This is a genomic window from Caballeronia sordidicola (assembly GCF_000729995.1).
GTDB lineage: Bacteria > Pseudomonadota > Gammaproteobacteria > Burkholderiales > Burkholderiaceae > Caballeronia > Caballeronia sordidicola_A.
In genome coordinates this window covers 1-18,669 of record NZ_JNFG01000038.1, presented here as the reverse complement: position 1 = coordinate 18,669, position 18,669 = coordinate 1, and the positions used below count along the sequence as shown (strand labels likewise).

14 protein-coding genes are annotated in these 18,669 nt (G+C 61.2%); 12 read left to right on the top strand and 2 right to left on the bottom strand.

Going from position 1 to position 18,669, the window contains the following annotated elements:
• The first annotated feature begins 13 nt into the window (after positions 1 to 13).
• Genes FH08_RS0128835 through FH08_RS0128800 form a run of 8 tightly spaced genes read left to right on the top strand, consistent with a single transcriptional unit; the run spans position 14 to position 10,694 of the window.
• The gene (locus tag FH08_RS0128835; RefSeq protein WP_031361680.1) at positions 14 to 3,760 is read left to right on the top strand and encodes a nitrate reductase subunit alpha; all 3,747 of its coding nucleotides are present in this window, start codon (positions 14 to 16) and stop codon (positions 3,758 to 3,760) included.
• Positions 3,757 to 5,310: a nitrate reductase subunit beta gene (gene narH, locus FH08_RS0128830; RefSeq protein ID WP_031361679.1), complete on the top strand. Its 1,554-nt coding sequence runs from the start codon at positions 3,757 to 3,759 to the stop codon at positions 5,308 to 5,310. Before FH08_RS0128835 ends, narH begins: the two co-directional genes overlap by 4 nt.
• Positions 5,307 to 5,984, top strand: coding sequence for a nitrate reductase molybdenum cofactor assembly chaperone (gene narJ / locus FH08_RS0128825; protein WP_419178029.1), 678 nt, complete (start codon positions 5,307 to 5,309; stop codon positions 5,982 to 5,984). Before narH ends, narJ begins: the two co-directional genes overlap by 4 nt.
• Before the next feature lie 18 nt (positions 5,985 to 6,002).
• Entirely contained in the window at positions 6,003 to 6,680 is a 678-nt protein-coding gene (gene narI, locus FH08_RS0128820; protein ID WP_031361677.1) for a respiratory nitrate reductase subunit gamma, read from the top strand.
• Between the two features lie 22 nt (positions 6,681 to 6,702).
• The gene (locus tag FH08_RS0128815; protein ID WP_031361676.1) at positions 6,703 to 7,449 is read left to right on the top strand and encodes a peptidylprolyl isomerase; all 747 of its coding nucleotides are present in this window, start codon (positions 6,703 to 6,705) and stop codon (positions 7,447 to 7,449) included.
• Positions 7,446 to 8,000 carry a molybdopterin-guanine dinucleotide biosynthesis protein B gene (gene mobB / locus FH08_RS0128810; protein WP_031361675.1) on the top strand — a complete coding sequence of 185 codons (555 nt, stop codon included), beginning with the start codon at positions 7,446 to 7,448 and terminating at the stop codon, positions 7,998 to 8,000. Before FH08_RS0128815 ends, mobB begins: the two co-directional genes overlap by 4 nt.
• Before the next feature lie 37 nt (positions 8,001 to 8,037).
• Positions 8,038 to 10,020 (top strand): type IV pili methyl-accepting chemotaxis transducer N-terminal domain-containing protein, encoded by a 1,983-nt coding sequence (locus FH08_RS0128805; RefSeq protein ID WP_051888615.1) that lies wholly within the window; start codon positions 8,038 to 8,040, stop codon positions 10,018 to 10,020.
• Positions 10,017 to 10,694 (top strand): response regulator, encoded by a 678-nt coding sequence (locus tag FH08_RS0128800; RefSeq protein ID WP_031361673.1) that lies wholly within the window; start codon positions 10,017 to 10,019, stop codon positions 10,692 to 10,694. The genes FH08_RS0128805 and FH08_RS0128800 overlap by 4 nt, the downstream gene beginning before the upstream one ends.
• A 7-nt stretch (positions 10,695 to 10,701) precedes the next feature.
• Here the strand turns inward: FH08_RS0128800 and glgA are convergent, their stop codons facing one another.
• Together glgA and glgC are read right to left on the bottom strand one after the other, a co-directional pair.
• Positions 10,702 to 12,177, bottom strand: coding sequence for a glycogen synthase GlgA (gene glgA, locus FH08_RS0128795; RefSeq protein ID WP_031361672.1), 1,476 nt, complete (start codon positions 12,175 to 12,177; stop codon positions 10,702 to 10,704).
• A gap of 39 nt (positions 12,178 to 12,216) precedes the next feature.
• The gene (glgC, locus tag FH08_RS0128790; RefSeq protein ID WP_031361671.1) at positions 12,217 to 13,494 is read right to left on the bottom strand and encodes a glucose-1-phosphate adenylyltransferase; all 1,278 of its coding nucleotides are present in this window, start codon (positions 13,492 to 13,494) and stop codon (positions 12,217 to 12,219) included.
• Between the two features lie 450 nt (positions 13,495 to 13,944).
• Between glgC and pdxY the strand changes: the two genes are divergently transcribed.
• The 4 genes from pdxY to FH08_RS0128770 form a co-directional block, all read left to right on the top strand.
• Positions 13,945 to 14,808, top strand: coding sequence for a pyridoxal kinase PdxY (gene pdxY / locus FH08_RS0128785; protein ID WP_031361670.1), 864 nt, complete (start codon positions 13,945 to 13,947; stop codon positions 14,806 to 14,808).
• Positions 14,809 to 15,001: 193 nt separating this feature from the next.
• The gene (locus FH08_RS0128780) at positions 15,002 to 15,802 is read left to right on the top strand and encodes an SDR family oxidoreductase (RefSeq protein WP_031361669.1); all 801 of its coding nucleotides are present in this window, start codon (positions 15,002 to 15,004) and stop codon (positions 15,800 to 15,802) included.
• On the top strand, positions 15,795 to 17,645 hold the full coding sequence (locus tag FH08_RS0128775) for a glycoside hydrolase family 15 protein (RefSeq protein ID WP_031361668.1): 1,851 nt from the start codon (positions 15,795 to 15,797) through the stop codon (positions 17,643 to 17,645). The genes FH08_RS0128780 and FH08_RS0128775 overlap by 8 nt, the downstream gene beginning before the upstream one ends.
• A 35-nt stretch (positions 17,646 to 17,680) precedes the next feature.
• The coding region (locus FH08_RS0128770) for an FAD-dependent oxidoreductase (RefSeq protein ID WP_031361667.1) at positions 17,681 to 18,669 on the top strand (989 nt) is incomplete at its 3' end.

Below are 18,669 nucleotides of genomic sequence, written 5' to 3'. Positions count from 1 at the left end.
ACAGGACACAACAATGAGTCATTTTCTGGATCGCCTGAAGTTCGTCAGGCGTACGCAGTCGACGTTTTCGAACGGACACGGTGCGGTTGTCAATGAAGACCGCAAGTGGGAAGAGGGATATAGAAATCGCTGGCAGCACGACAAGGTCGTTCGCTCCACGCACGGCGTGAACTGCACGGGTTCGTGTTCGTGGAAGGTCTATGTGAAGAGCGGACTGATCGTCTGGGAGACGCAGCAGACCGACTATCCGCGCACCCGTGCCGACTTGCCCAATCATGAACCGCGCGGCTGTCCACGTGGTGCATCGTATAGCTGGTACGTGTATTCCGCACAGCGCGTGAAGTACCCGATGATTCGAGGTCGCCTGATGGAGATGTGGCGCGAAGCACGCCAAACTCTGGATCCGGTTGCCGCCTGGGCGTCGATTAGTCAGGACCCGGTCAAGGCCAAACGCTACAAGAGTGTGCGTGGCCTCGGCGGCTTTGTACGCGCCGACTGGAACACCGCCAACGAGATGATCGCGGCCGCCAACGCGTTCACCATCGGCAAGTTCGGACCCGATCGCGTGATTGGCTTCTCGCCGATTCCCGCGATGTCGATGGTGTCATATGCCGCGGGCTCGCGTTACCTGAGCCTGATCGGCGGCGTGTGCCTGTCGTTCTACGACTGGTACTGCGACCTCCCGCCCGCTTCGCCGCAGGTCTGGGGCGAGCAGACCGACGTGCCGGAATCCGCGGACTGGTACAACTCCACCTATTTGATGGTGTGGGGATCGAACATTCCTCAGACCCGCACGCCCGATGCCCACTTCTATACGGAAGTGCGCTACAAGGGCACGAAGACCGTCGCGGTCTCGTCGGATTTCGGCGAGATGGTCAAGTTCGGCGACATCTGGCTCGCACCGAAGCAAGGTACCGACGCAGCGTTGGCGATGGCGATGGGCCACGTCGTGCTCAAGGAATTCCACGCCGCGAACGCGCCGAGCAAGTCCGCGTACTTTCGCAACTACATCAAGCAATACACCGACATGCCCATGCTCGTGCTCCTGCGCGACAACGACGGCATGCTCGTTCCCGATCACTTCCTGCGCGCCTCGCATCTCGCCGATAACCTCGACGAAGCCAACAACGCGCAATGGAAGACACTCGTGATCGATGCCGACAGCGGCGAGATTGTCGCGCCGAACGGCACCATCGGATTTCGCTGGAATGAAGCCGCACACAACGACGGCCAGAAGGTCGGCCGCTGGAATCTGGAACTCAAGGATGGTGGCAGCGGACGAGCGATCGACCCGCGCGTCTCCCTGCTCGATAGCGGCGCGCACGATGAAGTCGTCGCCGTCGGCTTCCCCTACTTCGGCAGCGAACACAACGCACTGCTTGAACGTCGCGTTCCCGCCCGCCGTGTGACGCTCGCGGACGGCACAAGTGCGCTCGTTGCAACTGTGTTCGACTTGCAGATGGCGAACTACGGTGTGGATCAGGGCCTCAGCGGCCCGAACGTTGCCAGCAGTTACGACGACGATGTTCCCTACACGCCCGCGTGGCAGGAAAAGCACACCACGGTCCCGCGTAATCTCGTGATCCAGGTGGCGCGCGAGTTCGCCACCAACGCCCATCAGACGCAGGGCAAGAGCATGGTGATCGTGGGCGCGGCGCTCAATCACTGGTACCACAACGACATGATTTATCGCGGCATCATCAACTTACTGATGATGTGCGGTTGCGTGGGTAAAAGCGGCGGTGGCTGGGCGCATTATGTCGGCCAGGAAAAGTTGCGGCCGCAATTCGGCTGGGCGCCGCTTGCGTTCGCGCTCGACTGGTCGAAGCCGCCGCGCCAGATGAACGGCACGTCGTTCTTCTATAACCATACAAGCCAGTGGCGTCACGAAAAGCTCGCGCTGGACGAAGTGCTTGCGCCAACCGCGAACAAGGCGAATTACTCGAACCTCGCCATGCTCGACCTGAACGCGAAGTCCGAACGCATGGGCTGGTTGCCGAGCGCGCCGCAACTGGGTGCGAATCCGCTCGACCTGACGGACGAAGCGGCACGCGCCGGTATGAAACCGATTGACTACGTTGTCGGCCGCCTGAAGTCGGGCGCGTTGCAGTTCTCCTGCGATGACCCCGATAACCCCGTCAACTTCCCGCGCAACATGTTCGTCTGGCGTTCGAACATCCTGGGTAGTTCGGGCAAGGGCCACGAGTATTTCCTGAAGTATCTGCTAGGCACACAGAACGCCCTGTTCTCGGACGAGACAGACGCGCTCCTTCCTGGGCAAGTCAACGTGCGTCCCGCCGCGGAAGGCAAGCTCGACCTGCTCACGGTGCTCGATTTCCGTATGAGCACGACCTGCCTCTACGGCGATATCGTGTTGCCCACCGCCACGTGGTACGAGAAGGACGACTTGAATACATCGGACATGCATCCGTTCATTCACCCGTTGTCCGAAGCCGTGCAACCATTGTGGGAAAGCAAGAGCGATTGGGAAATCTATAAGGGCATCGCGGAAAAATTTGCGGAGATCGGCGGCGCGCACCTCGGCACGCGCACTGATCTGGTCTGCACGCCGCTGATGCACGATACCCCCGGCGAGCTTGGCCAGCCATTCGAACCGAAGGACTGGCGGGCAGGCGAATGTGACCTGATCCCCGGCAAGACCGCACCGTCCATGACGGTCGTCGAACGTAATTACAAGGATGTCTATCGCAAGTTCACGTCGGTGGGTCCCTTGCTCGATACGCAAGGTAACGGCGGCAAGGGCATCAACTGGAACAGCGCTCACGAAGTGGGCGAACTCGCGAACATCACGCGCACGGTAACTGAAGCCGGCGTAAGTCACGGACGACCGCGCCTTGACAGCGCTATCGACGCCGCTGAAATGATTCTCACGTTCGCGCCCGAAACCAACGGTCACGTCGCGGTGAAGGCGTGGCAAGCGTTGTCGAAGATCACGGGACGCGAACACGCGCACCTCGCCGAGGGCCGTGAACACGACAAGATCCGTTTTCGCGATGTCCAGGCGCAGCCGCGCAAGATCATCTCCGCGCCGACATGGTCCGGGCTCGAGTCGGAAGAAGTCAGCTACAACGCCGGCTACACGAACGTGCATGAGCTGATCCCATGGCGCACGCTGACGGGCCGTCAGCAGTTCTATCAGGACCATCGTTGGATGCTGGATTTCGGCGAGGGCTCGTGCGTGTATCGCCCGGCTATCGATACGAAGACTGTCGCCGCGATGCTCGGCGCGAAGTCGAACGGCGAGCACGAACTCGTGCTCAACTGGATCACGCCGCACCAGAAATGGGGCATCCACTCCACGTATTCGGACAACCTGCGCATGCTGACGCTTTCGCGTGGCGGGCCTCACGTGTGGGTCTCGGAAGCGGAAGCAAAGGAAGCCGGTCTCGTCGATAACGACTGGGTGGAAGTATTCAATATAAACGGCACGCTGACCGCCCGCGTGGTGGTGAGCCAGCGCGTGCCGCGCGGCATGTGCCTGATGTATCACGCGCAGGAAAAAATCGTCAACGTGCCGGGCGCTGAAACAAGCGGCATGCGCGGCGGAATTCACAACTCGGTCACACGCACGGTGCTCAAACCCACTCACATGATTGGTGGTTATGCGCAGCAGGCCTATGGCTTCAACTACTACGGCACCGTGGGCTCGAATCGCGATGAGTATGTGATCGTGCGCAAGATGAAAAAGATAGCGTGGCTCGAAGGCCCGCTCAATGAAGGCGAAGGAGCCGCATCATGAAGATCCGTGCACAAGTTGCAATGGTGTTGAACCTGGACAAATGCATCGGTTGCCATACCTGCTCCGTGACATGCAAGAACGTGTGGACTTCGCGCGATGGGGTGGAGTACGCGTGGTTCAACAACGTAGAGACCAAACCGGGCATCGGATATCCGAAGGAATGGCAGAACCAGAAGAAGTGGCGAGGCGGCTGGACCCGCGACGCCAGCGGCAAGCTGCATCCGCGTCAGGGCGGCAAGATAAAGGTCCTCGCGAACCTGTTCGCGAACCCGAACCTGCCGGCCATCGACGACTACTACGAGCCCTTCACGTTCGATTACGAGCATTTGCAAAAGGCGCGCCTGTCCGAGACGCCGCCGACCGCAAGGCCAGTGTCCGTCATCACGGGTAAAAAGATGGAGAAGATTGAATGGGGCCCGAACTGGGAAGATGACCTCGGCGGAGAGTTCTCGTCGCGCAGCCGCGATGCGTTGTTCGAGAACGTGCAGAAGGACATGTACTCGACCTTCGAGAACACGTTCATGTTGTATCTGCCCCGCCTGTGCGAACACTGCCTGAACCCGGCATGCGTGGCGTCGTGCCCGTCGGGCTCAGTGTACAAACGCGAAGACGACGGTATCGTGCTCGTCGACCAGGACAAGTGCCGCGGCTGGCGCATGTGCATCTCGGGTTGCCCGTACAAGAAGATCTATTTCAACTGGAAGAGCGGCAAGGCGGAGAAGTGCATCTTCTGTTATCCGCGACTTGAAGCCGGTCAGCCGACCGTGTGCGCGGAAACCTGCGTCGGGCGTATTCGCTATCTCGGCGTGCTGCTGTACGACGCGGACAAGATTGGCGACGCTGCATCGGTCGAACATGAAAAGGACCTGTATCAGTCGCAGTTGGACGTGTTCCTCGATCCCCACGATCCCGCTGTGCAAGCCGAAGCGCTCGCGCAGGGTATATCGCAAAGCTGGCTCGATGCCGCGGTCAAGTCTCCCGTGTACAAGATGGCTGTGGAATGGAAAGTGGCGTTCCCGCTGCATCCGGAATATCGGACTTTGCCGATGGTGTGGTACATCCCCCCACTTTCTCCGATTCAGTCCGCGGCGGACGCGGGCCATATTGGCATGGACGGGATCATTCCGGACGTGAAGAGCCTGCGCATTCCGGTGAAGTACCTGGCGAACCTGCTGACCGCCGGCGATGAAGCGCCGGTCACGTCCGCGCTCGAACGCATGCTCGCCATGCGCGCGTTCAAACGCGCTGAGGTCGTGCATGGCCGCGCGGAACCCGCGTTGCTCGACGGCCTGAACCTCACGCCCGCGCAAGTGGAAGACATGTACCAGATCATGGCAATAGCCAACTACGAGGACCGGTTCGTGGTGCCCTCATCGCATAAGGAACAAGTTGAAGACAGCTTCAACGACCGAGGCAGTTGCGGCTTTACGTTCGGCAATGGTTGCTCGGGCGGGGTATCGGAGGGATCGTTGTTCGGCAAGAAACCGCAAGGCAGCGTGGTGTTCGCCGACATGCCGAAGTCACGCAAGAAAACGGAGGCCGCATCGTGAGCCAAATTTCCAAACCTTTATCGATCTACACGCTGCTGGCGACTTTGCTCGACTATCCGGAGCCCGAACTGCTTGACGCCATGCAGGAGATCGGCCAGGAACTCGAAGCCTTCCCCGAGACCGTACAAGGCGCGTTGCAACCGTTGCTCGCCCTGCTCAGGGAGCATTCGTTGATCGAGTTGCAGGAGAACTACGTCGCCACGTTCGACCGCAATCCTGCGCACTCGCTGCATCTGTTCGAACACGTTCACGGCGAGAGCCGCGATCGTGGGCAGGCGATGGTCGATCTGCTGGATGAATATCGTCGGCTGGGTCTTGAGATGGCGACCAATGAATTACCCGACCATGTGCCGCTGTTTCTTGAAGTGCTGGGGAACATCGATCCAGCGCAAGCGCGCGCGCTGCTTGATGAAGCCATCCACGTCCTGGCCGCGCTGGGAGATCGTCTTGCACGCGACGAAAGTCCGTACGCGGGCGTATTCACCGTGCTGCGGTCAATGACCGATGTCGTGCCGCAAGCCGCCGAAGTGCCGCCGATCCGCGACATGGACGAGGCGCTCGAACGCTTCGGCCCCGGCGCCGACGGCGTCGAGCCGCTGCTCGCGCCATCCATGCCGACGCCGCTCGCCCAGCCGATGCACTTCCATCCGCGACCGCCTGCTACGGCCAACTGAGTTCCAGGGACTACGTTCATGCTCACTCAATTTTTGTTCGGCATCTATCCGTACATTGCGGCGGCCGTTTTCTTGTTCGGCAGCCTCGCGCGCTTCGAGCGCGAACAATACACGTGGAAAGCCGACAGTTCGCAGTTGCTTCATCGCGGCAATCTGCGGGTCGGCAGCATCCTGTTTCACGTCGGTATTCTCGGGCTCTTCTTCGGGCATCTTGCCGGCCTGCTCACGCCGGTGGCAGTTTGGGACTGGCTCGGGATCGAGCACGGCACGAAACAAGCTGTGGCGATGATCGCGGGCGGCGTGATGGGCGCAATGTGCCTCGTCGGCCTTGTCATCCTGATTCACCGGCGCATCAGCAATGCGCGTATTTCCGCCGTGACCCGGACCGGCGACAAGGTGCTGCTGTTGTGGATTCTCGTTACCTTGCTGCTCGGCTTGTCGACGATCCGGGAATCAGCGGATCACATGGATGGCCACATGATGGTCCAGCTCATGACCTGGGCGCAGCACGTCGTCACCTTCCGCGGCGACGCAGCGCAGTACGTGGCGGCCGCACCGCTTGTGTTCCGGACGCATCTGTTCATGGGCATGTCGTTGTTCGTCATCTTCCCGTTCACCCGGCTCGTGCACGTCTGGAGCGGCTTCGCTTCGGTCACGTATCTAAGCCGCGCATGGCAGCTCGTGCGGCCTCGCTAACCCGATCAGAGGAGACAACATCATGGCAATCATTGTCAACGGCGTGGAACTCACCGACACCGACCTGGAGCGCGAAATGCCGGCTCATGCAGAGACCCCGGATGTAAAACGGGCAGCGCTGACCGCGGCCGTCCTGCGCCGCGTCCTGCTCGATGAAGCGGCTCAGTTGCACATCACTTCCTCTCACGGCGACGAGGCGATGATCGAAGCGTTGCTCGATCATCAGCTCGCTGAAGCCGCCGCGCCCACGCATGAAGAGTGCGAGCGCCACTACCTGGCAGATCTTGAGCGCTGGCGAGTGAACGAGCGCGCGCGGGTGAGCCATATCCTGTTCCAGGTGACGGAAAGCGTGGATCTGGCGGCGCTGCGTCAACGCGCTCAACGGACACTCGATGAACTGCTGCACGCCGACGACCTGGAACTGCGCTTCGTTCACTCGGCGCGTACCTTGTCGAATTGCCCATCGGGCGTCGATGGCGGCGCGCTTGGCGAAATAGGTCGCGGCGACACGGTAGCGGCGTTCGAACGCGCGGTGTTTGCCGCGCCTGCTGGTACCCTCTGTCCGGTGCTTGTGGAAACGGAGTTCGGCTTCCATATCATCCGGGTTCACGACAAGTCGCCGGGCTCGGTGTTACCGTTCGAGCAGGTCGAACTGCGTATTCGCGTCGCCATGACTCAGGCGCTGCGCGATCTTGCCGAGCGCCGTTATGTGATGGAAGCGGTGGGACGCGCTAATATTCAAGGCTGGAAAGACGGGGTAGCGACATGACAGAAGCAGCGGCGAAGCTGCGTATCTTCGGTATTTGCGGGCGTTCGGGACAGGGCAAGACAACGTTGATCGAGGCGCTGCTGCCCTGGTTCCGCGCGCGCGGCCTGGTCGTGAACGTGGTGAAGCACAGTCATCATTCAATCGATCTCGAGCCGCCTGGCAAGGACAGCGTACGTTTCCGCGCGGCTGGCGCAGGCGAGGTGCTGATTGCCTCGCCGTACAGGTACGCCATCGTGCGCGAACTGCATGACGAGCCTGAGCCGCCGCTGGAGGATCTTGTCGCACGTCTCGCACCAGCAGATTTGACGCTGGTCGAAGGCTTCACGCGCGAGGTCTTGCCGCGTCTGGAAGTCGTGCGCCCCGAGGCCGGCCGGGACCCGCTGTACCTGACCGATATGGCAATCCTCGCGATCGCCACCAACGACGCCCCGCGTCTTCATGACGCACCCGCGATCCCGCTTCTACCTCTGGCGGACGTTGGCCGTATTGGTGAGTTCATATGCAAAACAGTCGGACTCTTACTATTGGACGCCGACGCGCCAGATAATTAACGCCCTTTGCATTCCGGTCGCGCACGCACGCGGTTCCATGTCCGATCTCCCGCACTATCCCGCATCACCCACGGCATCGCCCGCGGCATCGTCCGTGACCTCCCTCGCCACGCCGTTCCGTTACCGGTTATCCACGCGCATTGTCACGTTGTCCGGCGTTGCGCTGGCGTTGGTCCTTTCCATGATCGCGGGCACGCTCTGGCTCTCGTGGCAACTCGAAGGCGCGGGGGCGGCAATCAACGACGCCGGCAGCCTGCGCATGCGGGCGGGCAACGTCGCCATTCAACTGAACGAAGCACGGGCCGGCCGCAAAGCCGACGTGGATTCGCAAAGCGCCCTGCTCGACCTCACGCTGGCCAATCTGAAAAGCGGCGACCCCGCGCGGCCATTATTCCTTCCTGCCACGGCCGCGATCCACGCTCAACTCGATGCCGTATCGCAGGCCTGGCACGACTCGTTGAAACAGGCGATCACGCACGACTCGTCTAGCTCCATCGATACCCCCTCGCTGTATCTCGCCCGGCTGCCCGCGTTCGTTGCCGAAGCCGATGCGCTCGTCCGCATGATCGAACGTGAAAACGCGCGCAAGACAGCCTGGCTGCGACGCTGGCAGATTGCCCTCGCGGCACTCGCGTGCGTGGGCACGATCGCAATCGTGTACCTCCTATACGCGTGGTTCGTCACGCCCGTACGGCGTCTGGAGCGCGGTCTGTCCCGTATCGAACAGCGCGAATTCAGCGCGCGTTTGCCGGTTGAGTCTCGCGACGAGTTTGGTCATCTTGCGGAGGGTTTCAACCGGATGGCGAGCGAACTTCAGAGTTTGTATCGGGACCTGGCACTACGCGTGACAAACAAAACCGCGCAACTTGCCACACGCAACGGCGAGCTGGTCGCGCTCTACGAGATGACTGCATTCCTGCATGGCGCGCATGACGTTGAAGTCCTGTGCCGGGGTTTTCTTGCACGTGTCATGCGTCAGTTCAATGCCGACGCAGGCACTGTCCGCGTACTCGCTCAAGACGGCGACAACCTGCACGTCGTCGTCTCCGAAGGTTTACCCGGGCCGCTTCTGAGCGCCGAGCGCTGCATGCCGGCACACACGTGCGTGTGCGGCTCGGCGGCCACCAGCGGCCTCGCGGTCGTGCGCGATCTACGCATGCAGCAAGCGGTTGACAGCGGTCCCATGACCCATTGCGGCAAGGCCGGTTTCGATGCGGTCGCGGCCTTCGGTATCGTCTCGCATGATGTAACGCTGGGTTCGTTCTCGTTGCACTTTCGCGGCGAGCGTCCGGTGCTGCCATCGGAGACGCGCCTGCTTGACACGCTTGGCAAACATCTCGGCACGGCTTTGCAGAACCATCGTCTAGCCACGGCCGCGCGACAGCTTGCAGTCGCACAGGAACGTCATCTGGTCGCGCAGGGACTGCATGACAGCATCGCGCAAAGCCTGAATTTCCTGAAGCTGCAACTGCATTTACTCGACGACGCCGCCAGCCGCGACGACATGAACGAAGTGCGCGAAATCGCGCCATTGTTACGCGGAGGTCTTGAGGAAAGTTACGAGGATGTGCGTGAACTGCTTGTCAATTTCCGCACGAAGTTCGCGACCGGCAATCTTCGCGACGCCGTGGACGAGACGGTGACGCGCTTCGAACGCCAAACCGACACTCTGGTCAGACTCGACTACGACGAAGCGGGCGGCCTGCCCTTGCCGCCCGATCAGCAGCTACAGGTGCTGTTCATTCTTCAGGAGGCGTTGTCGAACGTTCGCAAGCATGCATCGGCCACGCAGGTCCATATCGCGCTCAAGAACGCCCGCGATTTTGAACTGACCATACAAGACAACGGCGACGGTTACGACCCCGCCCATATCGCCAGCCGCGGCGAGGCTCACGTCGGCTTTCACATCATGCGTGAACGCGCAGCGCGGCTCGGTGCGCAATTGAACTTAAGCAGCGAACCTGGCAAGGGCGCACGCGTCCACCTTCTGCTGTCCGTCAGCGAACGGCAAGCAGCATGACCATCCGCATTCTTCTAATCGATGACCACACGCTGTTTCGCTCCGGCGTGCGCGCGTTATTGCAGCGTCAGCCCGACTTCGAAGTCGTGGACGACGCCGCCGATGGTATCGAAGGGTTCAAGCGAGCAAAGCAGCATCGTCCGGACGTGGTCCTGCTCGACCTGAACATGCCGGGGTTATCGGGTATCGAAACGTTGCAGTTGCTGCAGCAGGATTTGCCGGACACCGCGGTCATCATGCTGACCGTGTCGGAAGACGTGGATGAACTGACCCGCGCGTTGCGTGAAGGTGCGTGCGGCTATCTGCTGAAAAACATGGAAGCCGACGCACTCGCCACCATGATCCGTCGGGCGGCCGCAGGTGAATCGGTGATCGCGGAGAGCATGACCCAGCGGCTGATCGCGCAAATTAGAACACCGGTGCGCGCGGAAGGCACTGCGCCGCCCCCGTCGGGCGAACCACGCGGCTCGTCTGCGTCGCCTGAATTAACGCCAAGGGAACGCGACATCGTGCGGATCCTCGCGCGCGGTGCGAGCAACAAGGACATCGCGCGTGAACTCGACCTGGCCGAAAGCACCGTGAAGATCCACGTGCGCAATGTGCTTCGCAAGCTCAATCTGTCGAGCCGCGTGCAGATCGCAATCCACGCGCTCGCACGCGATCTGGCCGACTGATGACCTACTAACGCGTACGCGTCCCGATCAGCTCGCGATACACATCGACGTAGCGCAATGCAGACGCTTCCCAGCCGAAGTCCTGTTCCATCGCGCGACGCACGACGGCTTTCCATTCCGGCCGTCGCTGCTTCAATGCAAACGCGCGCCGGATCGCGGCAACAATCGACGGACGGTCAAATTTCTCGAACACGAAGCCAGTAGCCAGCTCGTCGGCGAGATTCTCCAGCGACGAATCCACTACGGTGTCGGCAAGACCGCCCACGTGGTGAACGAGCGGCAGTGAACCATACGCCAGCGCGTACAACTGCGTCAGGCCGCACGGCTCGAAGCGTGACGGGACCATGACGATGTCGCTGCCCGCAATGATCGAATGGGAGAGCGTTTCGTCGAATCCAAGCTCCACGGCAACCGCGTTGGGATGCGCCAGCGCGGCTTTCTTGAGGCCGTTCTCAAGCGCCGGGTCCCCGGTACCCAGCACGACGAGTTGGCCGCCGCGCTGGAGGATATCCGGAATAGCCGACAGCAAAAGATCAATCCCCTTCTGCTCGGTCAACCGGCTCACCACGCCGAACAGCAACGCGTCCGGCTCGCGCGCGAGGCCGACACGTTCCTGCAATGCAGCCTTGCACTTCGCTTTTCCGGTGAACTTCGCGAGCGAGTATTGGGTGTTGATGGCGGCATCCGTCGCCGGATTCCACACCGTTTTATCGACGCCGTTGAGAATGCCGCTGATATCGTGCGTGCGGGTTCGCAGCAAACCGTCGAGCCCGGCGCCCTGCGCATGGGTTTGAATCTCGCGCGCGTAGGTCGGGCTCACGGTCGTGATGCGGTCCGAGTAGAAAAGCCCGGCTTTGAGAAACGACAGATGACCGTAGAACTCGACGCCATCGACGGAGAAAAAATCCGCCGGCAGTTGCAGCACATTGAATTCCGCGGCGGGAAACACGCCCTGATACGCGAGGTTATGGACCGTCATGACCGACGGCACGCGCGCAACCCCCGTCTCACGCTCGCGTGCCCTCAAATACGCAGGTGCCAAGCCCGCATGCCAGTCATGCGCGTGCAGGACATCGGGTTTCCAGGCGGGATCGGCACCGGTCGCGACCCGCGCCGCCGCCCAGCCGAGCAGCGCGAAACGCCGGTCGCTGTCGGCATATTGCGTGTGCGAGCTGTCCAGATACGGATTGCCGGGCCGGTCGTAGAACGCATCTGCACGCACCACGTAGACCACGATTCCGTGCGGCTCGAGCAAACCCCGCTCGAGCCGCACGTGATCGATGCCAAACGCCCGGCCAAGGTCGGCCACCGGCTCGATCTGCGTCAGGCCCGCGACCACCGAAGGAAACGCCGGCAGGATCACGCGGGCATTCGTGCCCAGTTGCGTCTGGGCCGGCGGCAATGCGCCCACGACATCGGCGAGGCCGCCGGTTTTCAAAAGCGGATACATCTCCGCTGCAACATGCAGCACGCATACGGTCATCAGTTCCCCATTGGCTTGTTCCGGTCGCCCGAATTATGACTACTTCGCTTGTCCGAGACGTGTCAGCGCATCCTGTGTCACGAGCACCACGCCATTTTCAGTCCGGAAAAACCGCTCGGCATCGTAATCGGGATCTTCGCCTATGACCAGCCCTTCGGGCAGCGTGCAACCTCGATCGATCACGACGCGCTTCAGGCGGCAACTTGGGCCCACGGTCACCTGCGGCAACAACACGGCTTCGTTGATATGACAGAACGAATGCACCCTCACCGCCGATGAAAACACCGACCGCGCGACCTGCGAACCCGATATCACACAGCCGCCGCACACGAGCAGGTTGTTGATCGCGCCCTGCTGCCCGTGCAGGTCGCGCACGAACTTGCCCGGCGGCAACTGCTCCTGGTTGGTCCAGATCGGCCATTTCCGGTCATAGAGGTCGAGCGCGGGAATGGTCGACGCCAGGTCCAGGTTCGCTGACCAGTACGCATCCACGGTGCCGACATCGCGCCAGTAAGGCGGCACGTTCGGATCGGTTTCGGAGGTCACGCACGACATGCCGAACGGGTGCGCGATCGCCATGCCGCTGGACACCACGCGCGGCAGGATGTCCTTGCCGAAATCGTGATCCGTATCGGACGTCAGGATGTTCTCTTCAAGCAGCTTGTACAGGTACTTCGCGCTGAACACATAGATGCCCATGCTCGCGAGCGCGACGTCGGGTTTGCCCGGCATCGCGGGAGGATCGTCCGGCTTTTCCAGGAAATCCGTTACGCGGCGCTGCGCGTCGACGTGCATCACGCCGAACGCAGTGGCTTCCATGCGCGGCACCTCAATACACCCGACCGTACAATCCGCGCCGCTCTCGACGTGATCGAGAATCATGCGCGTGTAGTCCTGCTTGTAGATGTGGTCCCCCGCCAGCACGATGATGTACTCGGGTCCGATCGACCGGATGATGTCGAGATTCTGGAACACCGCGTCCGCCGTACCCCTGTACCAGCTTGAATCAACGCGTTGCTGCGCCGGCCAGATATCGATGAACTCGTTGAACTCGCCGCGCAGGAAACCCCAGCCGCGCTGCAGGTGACGCAAGAGCGAATGCGCCTTGTACTGTGTGACGACCGCGATGCGCCGGATGCCTGAGTTCAGGCAATTCGATAACGCGAAGTCCACGATCCGGTATTTGCCGCCAAAATGCACTGCTGGTTTGACGCGTTTATTCGTGAGCGGTCCGAGTCGAGTACCCCGGCCGCCCGCTAGGACGATAGCCAGCGTGTTCTTCTGCAGATCCGTACGATTTCCTGTCAGCGTCTCCATACCGACCTCCTGTTTTGCGGCCTGTCTCTGGCCTGTTTGTGGCTTGTTTCAGCTGTTTACCGGGGCTTGCTGGCGAATGGCTTGGTTGGGTGGGGGTGGCTTTCTCCAGAGGATTTAAACGGCAGTTGATTGAGCGGTTGGGATGATTTTGCTGCAAAGGTGAATAGTTCGCACCTGCTTTTCGGAAATTGACGCGGGAGTTCGGCAAAATCGCTTGGTAATCCGATGGAATACCCTTGCGGAGTGGCTTGGATTCACGGGCAGTGCACAAAATCTCAATGATTTAGCAATCCTCATGCCAAGTGGATCCGGCTCTTGTTGGCGTTCTGCGAGCAGGTTCTTCCGGTATGGGCAAAAACCACGGCACAATGATGTCTGGCATGCCGAACATGCATGCGGTTTTCGTGCGCGGCCTTTGGGCCGCTGTCCTGCACCTCGCTAAAAACCATCATGCAAAACGTCCTCAGTATTCAGTCCCACGTGGTCTTCGGCCACGCAGGCAACAGCGCGGCGGTCTTCCCCATGCGCCGCATGGGCATCAACGTCTGGCCGCTCAATACGGTGCAGTTCTCGAATCACACGCAGTACGGCCGCTGGACCGGCGGGGTTGTCGACGCTGACGAACTGACGCGCGTGATCGAGGGTATTGGTGCTATCGGCGTGTTGTCGCGCTGCAATGCGATCCTGTCAGGCTATCTCGGCTCACCCGAGCAAGGCGCCGCGGTTGTGGAAATTGTCAGGATGGTGAAAGCCGTCAACCCGAAAGCGCGCTATTTTTGTGACCCCGTCATGGGGACGACCACCGGCTGCATCGTCGAACCCGGCATCCAGGAATTTCTGGTTACCACCATGCCGGAAGTCAGCGATGCCATGACACCGAATCACGTTGAATTGCAGAAGCTGACAGGACGCACCATCGAGACGGTGGACGAAGCGGTCGCCGCGTGCCGCGAGGTGATCGCCCGTGGTCCGTCCGTGGTGCTCGTCAAACACCTGATCGACAGGAACAGCCGCGCCGATACCTTCAACATGCTTGCCGTGACCGCGACCGAAGCGTGGTTCGCGCAACGGCCGCTTTACCCGTTCGCGCGGCAACCGGTAGGCGTAGGCGACCTGACCAGCGCTGTATTTCTCGCGCGCACTCTGTTGGGCGACTCGGTGCGTGACGCGCTGGAACACACGCTGGCCGCGGTGAACGCCGTGGTCAGGACCACGTTCCAGGCCGGGCGCTACGAGCTTGAGATCGTCGCGTCGCAAGACGAAATCGCCTATCCCACGGAACGGTTTCCGGCGCTTGGAGTGGACTCCGAGTAGGACTGCTGCCCCGGACTGCTGCCCCACGACTGGCCCGAGTTGAAGCCCCTTTTGCGGCCGGGACCGGCACTTGCTTCATCCCGGGACGTCTCCGGTCAAGGCCGGCCCTCAGCAGACAGATGCATCGCAAGCACGCGCTACGCAGCAGCCAAGCGGAGCGCATGGCAAGCTTCGCATCCCATCCGGGAACGTTATGAATCCAGTACTCGCAGGTCAGGTCGCACTCGTCACCGGCGGCAGTTCCGGCATAGGGTACGGCGTGGCGCAGGCGCTCGCCGATGCCGGCGCGAGCGTCGTCATCAACTATCACTCGCATGGCGAAGCCGCTGAAGCGCTCGCGGTATCGATAGAAAAAGCTGGCGGCCACGCCATCGCGATCCAGGCCGACGTCTCGGACGAAGCCGATATCGACGCCATGTTCGACACGCTGATCAAGCGTTTCGGCACAGTGGATATCGTGGTCGCGAATTCCGGCTTGCAGAAGGACGCGAAGTTCGTCGACATGACGCTCGCCGACTGGAACGCCGTGATGAACGTGAACCTCACGGGCCAGTTCCTCACCGCACAGCGTGCCGTGCGTGAATTCCTACGCCGCGGCCCGCGCCCGGTATCGAAGGCGCTGGGCAAGATCATCTGTATGAGCTCGGTGCATGAAGTTATTCCATGGGCCGGGCATGTGAACTACGCGTCGTCAAAGGGCGGCATCCAGATGATGATGAAATCGCTCGCGCAGGAAGTCGCGCCGCACAGGATCCGCGTGAATTCGATCGCGCCGGGCGCAATCCGCACGCCGATCAACAAGGCGGCGTGGGACAACCCCGAAGCGTTGAAGGCGCTGCTCGAACTCGTGCCCTACGGCCGGATTGGCGAGAGCGAGGATATCGGCCGGGCGGCGGTCTGGCTGGCTTCGGACGACAGCGACTATGTGGTTGGCACAACCTTGTTCGTGGACGGCGGCATGACGCTGTATCCGGGCTTTGCGGACAATGGTTAGCCCCCGCGGAGACCACCCCGGCATCGGGATCGATGCGCATGGGCTGATAGGCAACATGCGCACGACCGCGCTGGTGTCGACCGAGGGCGTGATCGACTTCATGTGCTTTCCGCGTGTCGATTCGCCGACCGTGTTCGGGTCGCTGCTGCACCCTGAACATGGCGGTGCGTTCAGCATCACGCCGGCCTTCGACGTATCGCGCACGAAGCAGATGTACCTGCCGGAAACGAACGTGCTGCTGACCCGCTTCATGTCGGCGCAGGCCGTGTGCGAGGTCATCGACTTCATGCCGGTCGTCAACGCGGATGACGACGCGATGGCGACGTCCAATTGCGTGGTGCGGATAGTGCGTGCGATTTATGGCGATATGTCGGTGCGAATGCGCTGCGCGCCGCGTTTCGACTATGCCCGGGGCAGTCATGAAACTGCACAGGTCGATACCAATACGCTGCGTTTCACGCCTGCAGGCGAGGCGGCCGGCGCTTCGACGGAAGCACTCACCTTAGATGCAACCGTGCCCCTCTCGATCGATCATGACGACGCCATCGCCAGCTTCGATCTCAAGCAGGACGAGACCGCCTGCTTCATCTTCGGCGCGCAATCCGAAGCGATGCGCAAAACGCTTCCGTGCAAAGAGGCGCTGTCCGACACCATCGACTTCTGGCGTGAATGGTCGGGGCAATCCACCTACTCGGGCCGCTATCGCGAAGTCGTGATGCGCTCGGCGCTGCTACTCAAATTGCTGAGCTCGCGCGCCACCGGCGCGATTGTCGCCGCGCCCACGTTCGGCTTGCCGGAAACATCGGACGGGGGGCGTCGCTGGGATTATAGATACACCTGGATTCGCGACGCCGCGTTCTCCGTTTACGCGCTGCTGCGTCTCGGGTATATCGGCGAGGCACGTAACTTCAAGAACTGGATCGCGGAGCGCAACAGGCAGTGCGACTCGGACGGATCATTCAGCGTGATGTATGCGGTAGATGGCGAAGAGCCGCCGGAAGAAGAAGCCATCCCCGAACTGTACGGCAGCGGCACCGAGCCCCCGCTGATCGGCAATGCCGCGCGCGATCAGACACAGCTCGACATTTACGGCGCGCTGCTCGACGCAGTCTACCTCTACAACAAATACGGCGAGGCGATTTCCTACGATGGCTGGCGCCACGTCACACGTACCGTGAACTTCGTTGCCGAGAACTGGCAGCAAGCGGACCAGGGCATCTGGGAATTTCGCAACGGCGGCCGGCCGTTATTGCATTCGCGATTGATGTGCTGGGTCGCGATGGACCGCGCGATACGCCTCGCGCAAAAACGTTCGCTGCCCGCGCCGTTCGCCGAATGGAACGCGATCCGTGACGCCATTCACGGCGATATCCACACGCACTTCTGGAACAACGAGATACAGAGCTTCGTTCAGACGCCGGATTCCAAGGCCCTCGATGCGTCGACGCTGATGATGCCGCTCGTACGGTTCATTGGCCCGAAAGACCCGCGCTGGCTTTCCACGCTCGATGCAATCGGTAAGGAACTGGGCGTTGATCCGCTGATCTTTCGCTATACCCGTGGGGACGCACTCGACGGCCTGCCCGGCGAGGAAGGCGGGTTCAGCGCATGTTCGTTCTGGTACGCGGAAGCACTCGTGCGAGCGGGACGCGTGAACGAAGGCCGGCTCGTGTTCGAGAAGATGCTGGCTTATGCTAACCATGTGGGCCTTTACTCCGAAGAGGTCGCGATCAGCGGCGAAGCGCTCGGCAATTTCCCTCAGGCACTGACCCATCTTGCGCTGATCAGCGCGGCGTTCCAGCTCGACCGAAGCCTGGACGGGGCACATCCGGAGTGGTCGTGAAAACAGGTTCGAGTACAACTTCCGTGAAGGGTTCGATGAAGCAGATCAAAGTGGACGTCGCCGTCATTGGCGCCGGGACGGCTGGCATGGCCGCGTATCGTGCGGCACGGCAGGCGGGCAAGCAAGTCGTGCTGATAGAGGGCGCCGAGTTCGGCACGACTTGCGCGCGCGTGGGCTGCATGCCGTCCAAACTGTTGATTGCAGCGGCCAATGGCCTGCACGACGCAAAGGCGCAGGCGCCGCGGGGCATTGAAGGGACGCATGCCCTTGAAGCCAACGGTGAGCGTGTGCTCGCCTATTTGCGCAGCGAGCGCGATCATTTCGTCAAGGGCGTGCTGAAGGAAACGGATTCGTTTCCCCAGGACACGATCATCCGCGGCTTTGCCCGCTTCGAATCACGTAACGTCCTTCTTGTCGATGATCTTGTCGATGATCCTGTCGATGAGTTCGCCCGCGTGGAAGCCGCGAGCGTGGTCATCGCGACGGGTTCGGCATCCATCATTCCGGATGACTTCAAGCTATTCGGCGACTGTCTGATGACGAGCGATGATGTCTTCGAACTGAAGACCTTGCCCAAGCGCTGCGCTGTATTCGGTGCCGGCCCTATCGCCCTTGAACTTGGCCAGGCGTTCGCGCGACTCGGCGTGGATGTATTCATGTTCAGCCAGAAGAACAAGGTGGGCGCGTTATCGGACACCCCTGTGCGTAACGCATTGATTCAAGCGCTGCAGCAGGAGTTTTACCTCGATCCCGACGCGACCATCCTCGAAAAATCGATGCAGGATGGTGAACCCACGATACGCTTCAAGGCGCTCGATGGAACCGAGCGCACCGAGCGCTTCAACCGGGTACTCGTGGCAACCGGCAGGAAGCCGGCAGTGAGTTCACTGCAGCTTGAAAAGACCGGCATCGAACTCAATGACAAGGGCGTCCCCCTCTTCAACGAACAGTCGATGCAGTGTGGCGACAGCAGCATCTTCATGGCAGGCGATTGCGACGGCACGCGTCCATTCCTCTCCGACGC

Coding starts and splice junctions, on each gene's coding strand:
- FH08_RS0128835 (WP_031361680.1), top strand. CDS start 14: ATGAGTCATTTTCTGGATCGCCTGAAGTTCGTCAGGCGTACGCAGTCG.
- narH (WP_031361679.1), top strand. CDS start 3,757: ATGAAGATCCGTGCACAAGTTGCAATGGTGTTGAACCTGGACAAATGC.
- narI (WP_031361677.1), top strand. CDS start 6,003: ATGCTCACTCAATTTTTGTTCGGCATCTATCCGTACATTGCGGCGGCC.
- FH08_RS0128815 (WP_031361676.1), top strand. CDS start 6,703: ATGGCAATCATTGTCAACGGCGTGGAACTCACCGACACCGACCTGGAG.
- mobB (WP_031361675.1), top strand. CDS start 7,446: ATGACAGAAGCAGCGGCGAAGCTGCGTATCTTCGGTATTTGCGGGCGT.
- FH08_RS0128805 (WP_051888615.1), top strand. CDS start 8,038: ATGTCCGATCTCCCGCACTATCCCGCATCACCCACGGCATCGCCCGCG.
- FH08_RS0128800 (WP_031361673.1), top strand. CDS start 10,017: ATGACCATCCGCATTCTTCTAATCGATGACCACACGCTGTTTCGCTCC.
- glgA (WP_031361672.1), bottom strand. CDS start 12,177: ATGACCGTATGCGTGCTGCATGTTGCAGCGGAGATGTATCCGCTTTTG.
- glgC (WP_031361671.1), bottom strand. CDS start 13,494: ATGGAGACGCTGACAGGAAATCGTACGGATCTGCAGAAGAACACGCTG.
- pdxY (WP_031361670.1), top strand. CDS start 13,945: ATGCAAAACGTCCTCAGTATTCAGTCCCACGTGGTCTTCGGCCACGCA.
- FH08_RS0128780 (WP_031361669.1), top strand. CDS start 15,002: ATGAATCCAGTACTCGCAGGTCAGGTCGCACTCGTCACCGGCGGCAGT.
- FH08_RS0128775 (WP_031361668.1), top strand. CDS start 15,795: ATGGTTAGCCCCCGCGGAGACCACCCCGGCATCGGGATCGATGCGCAT.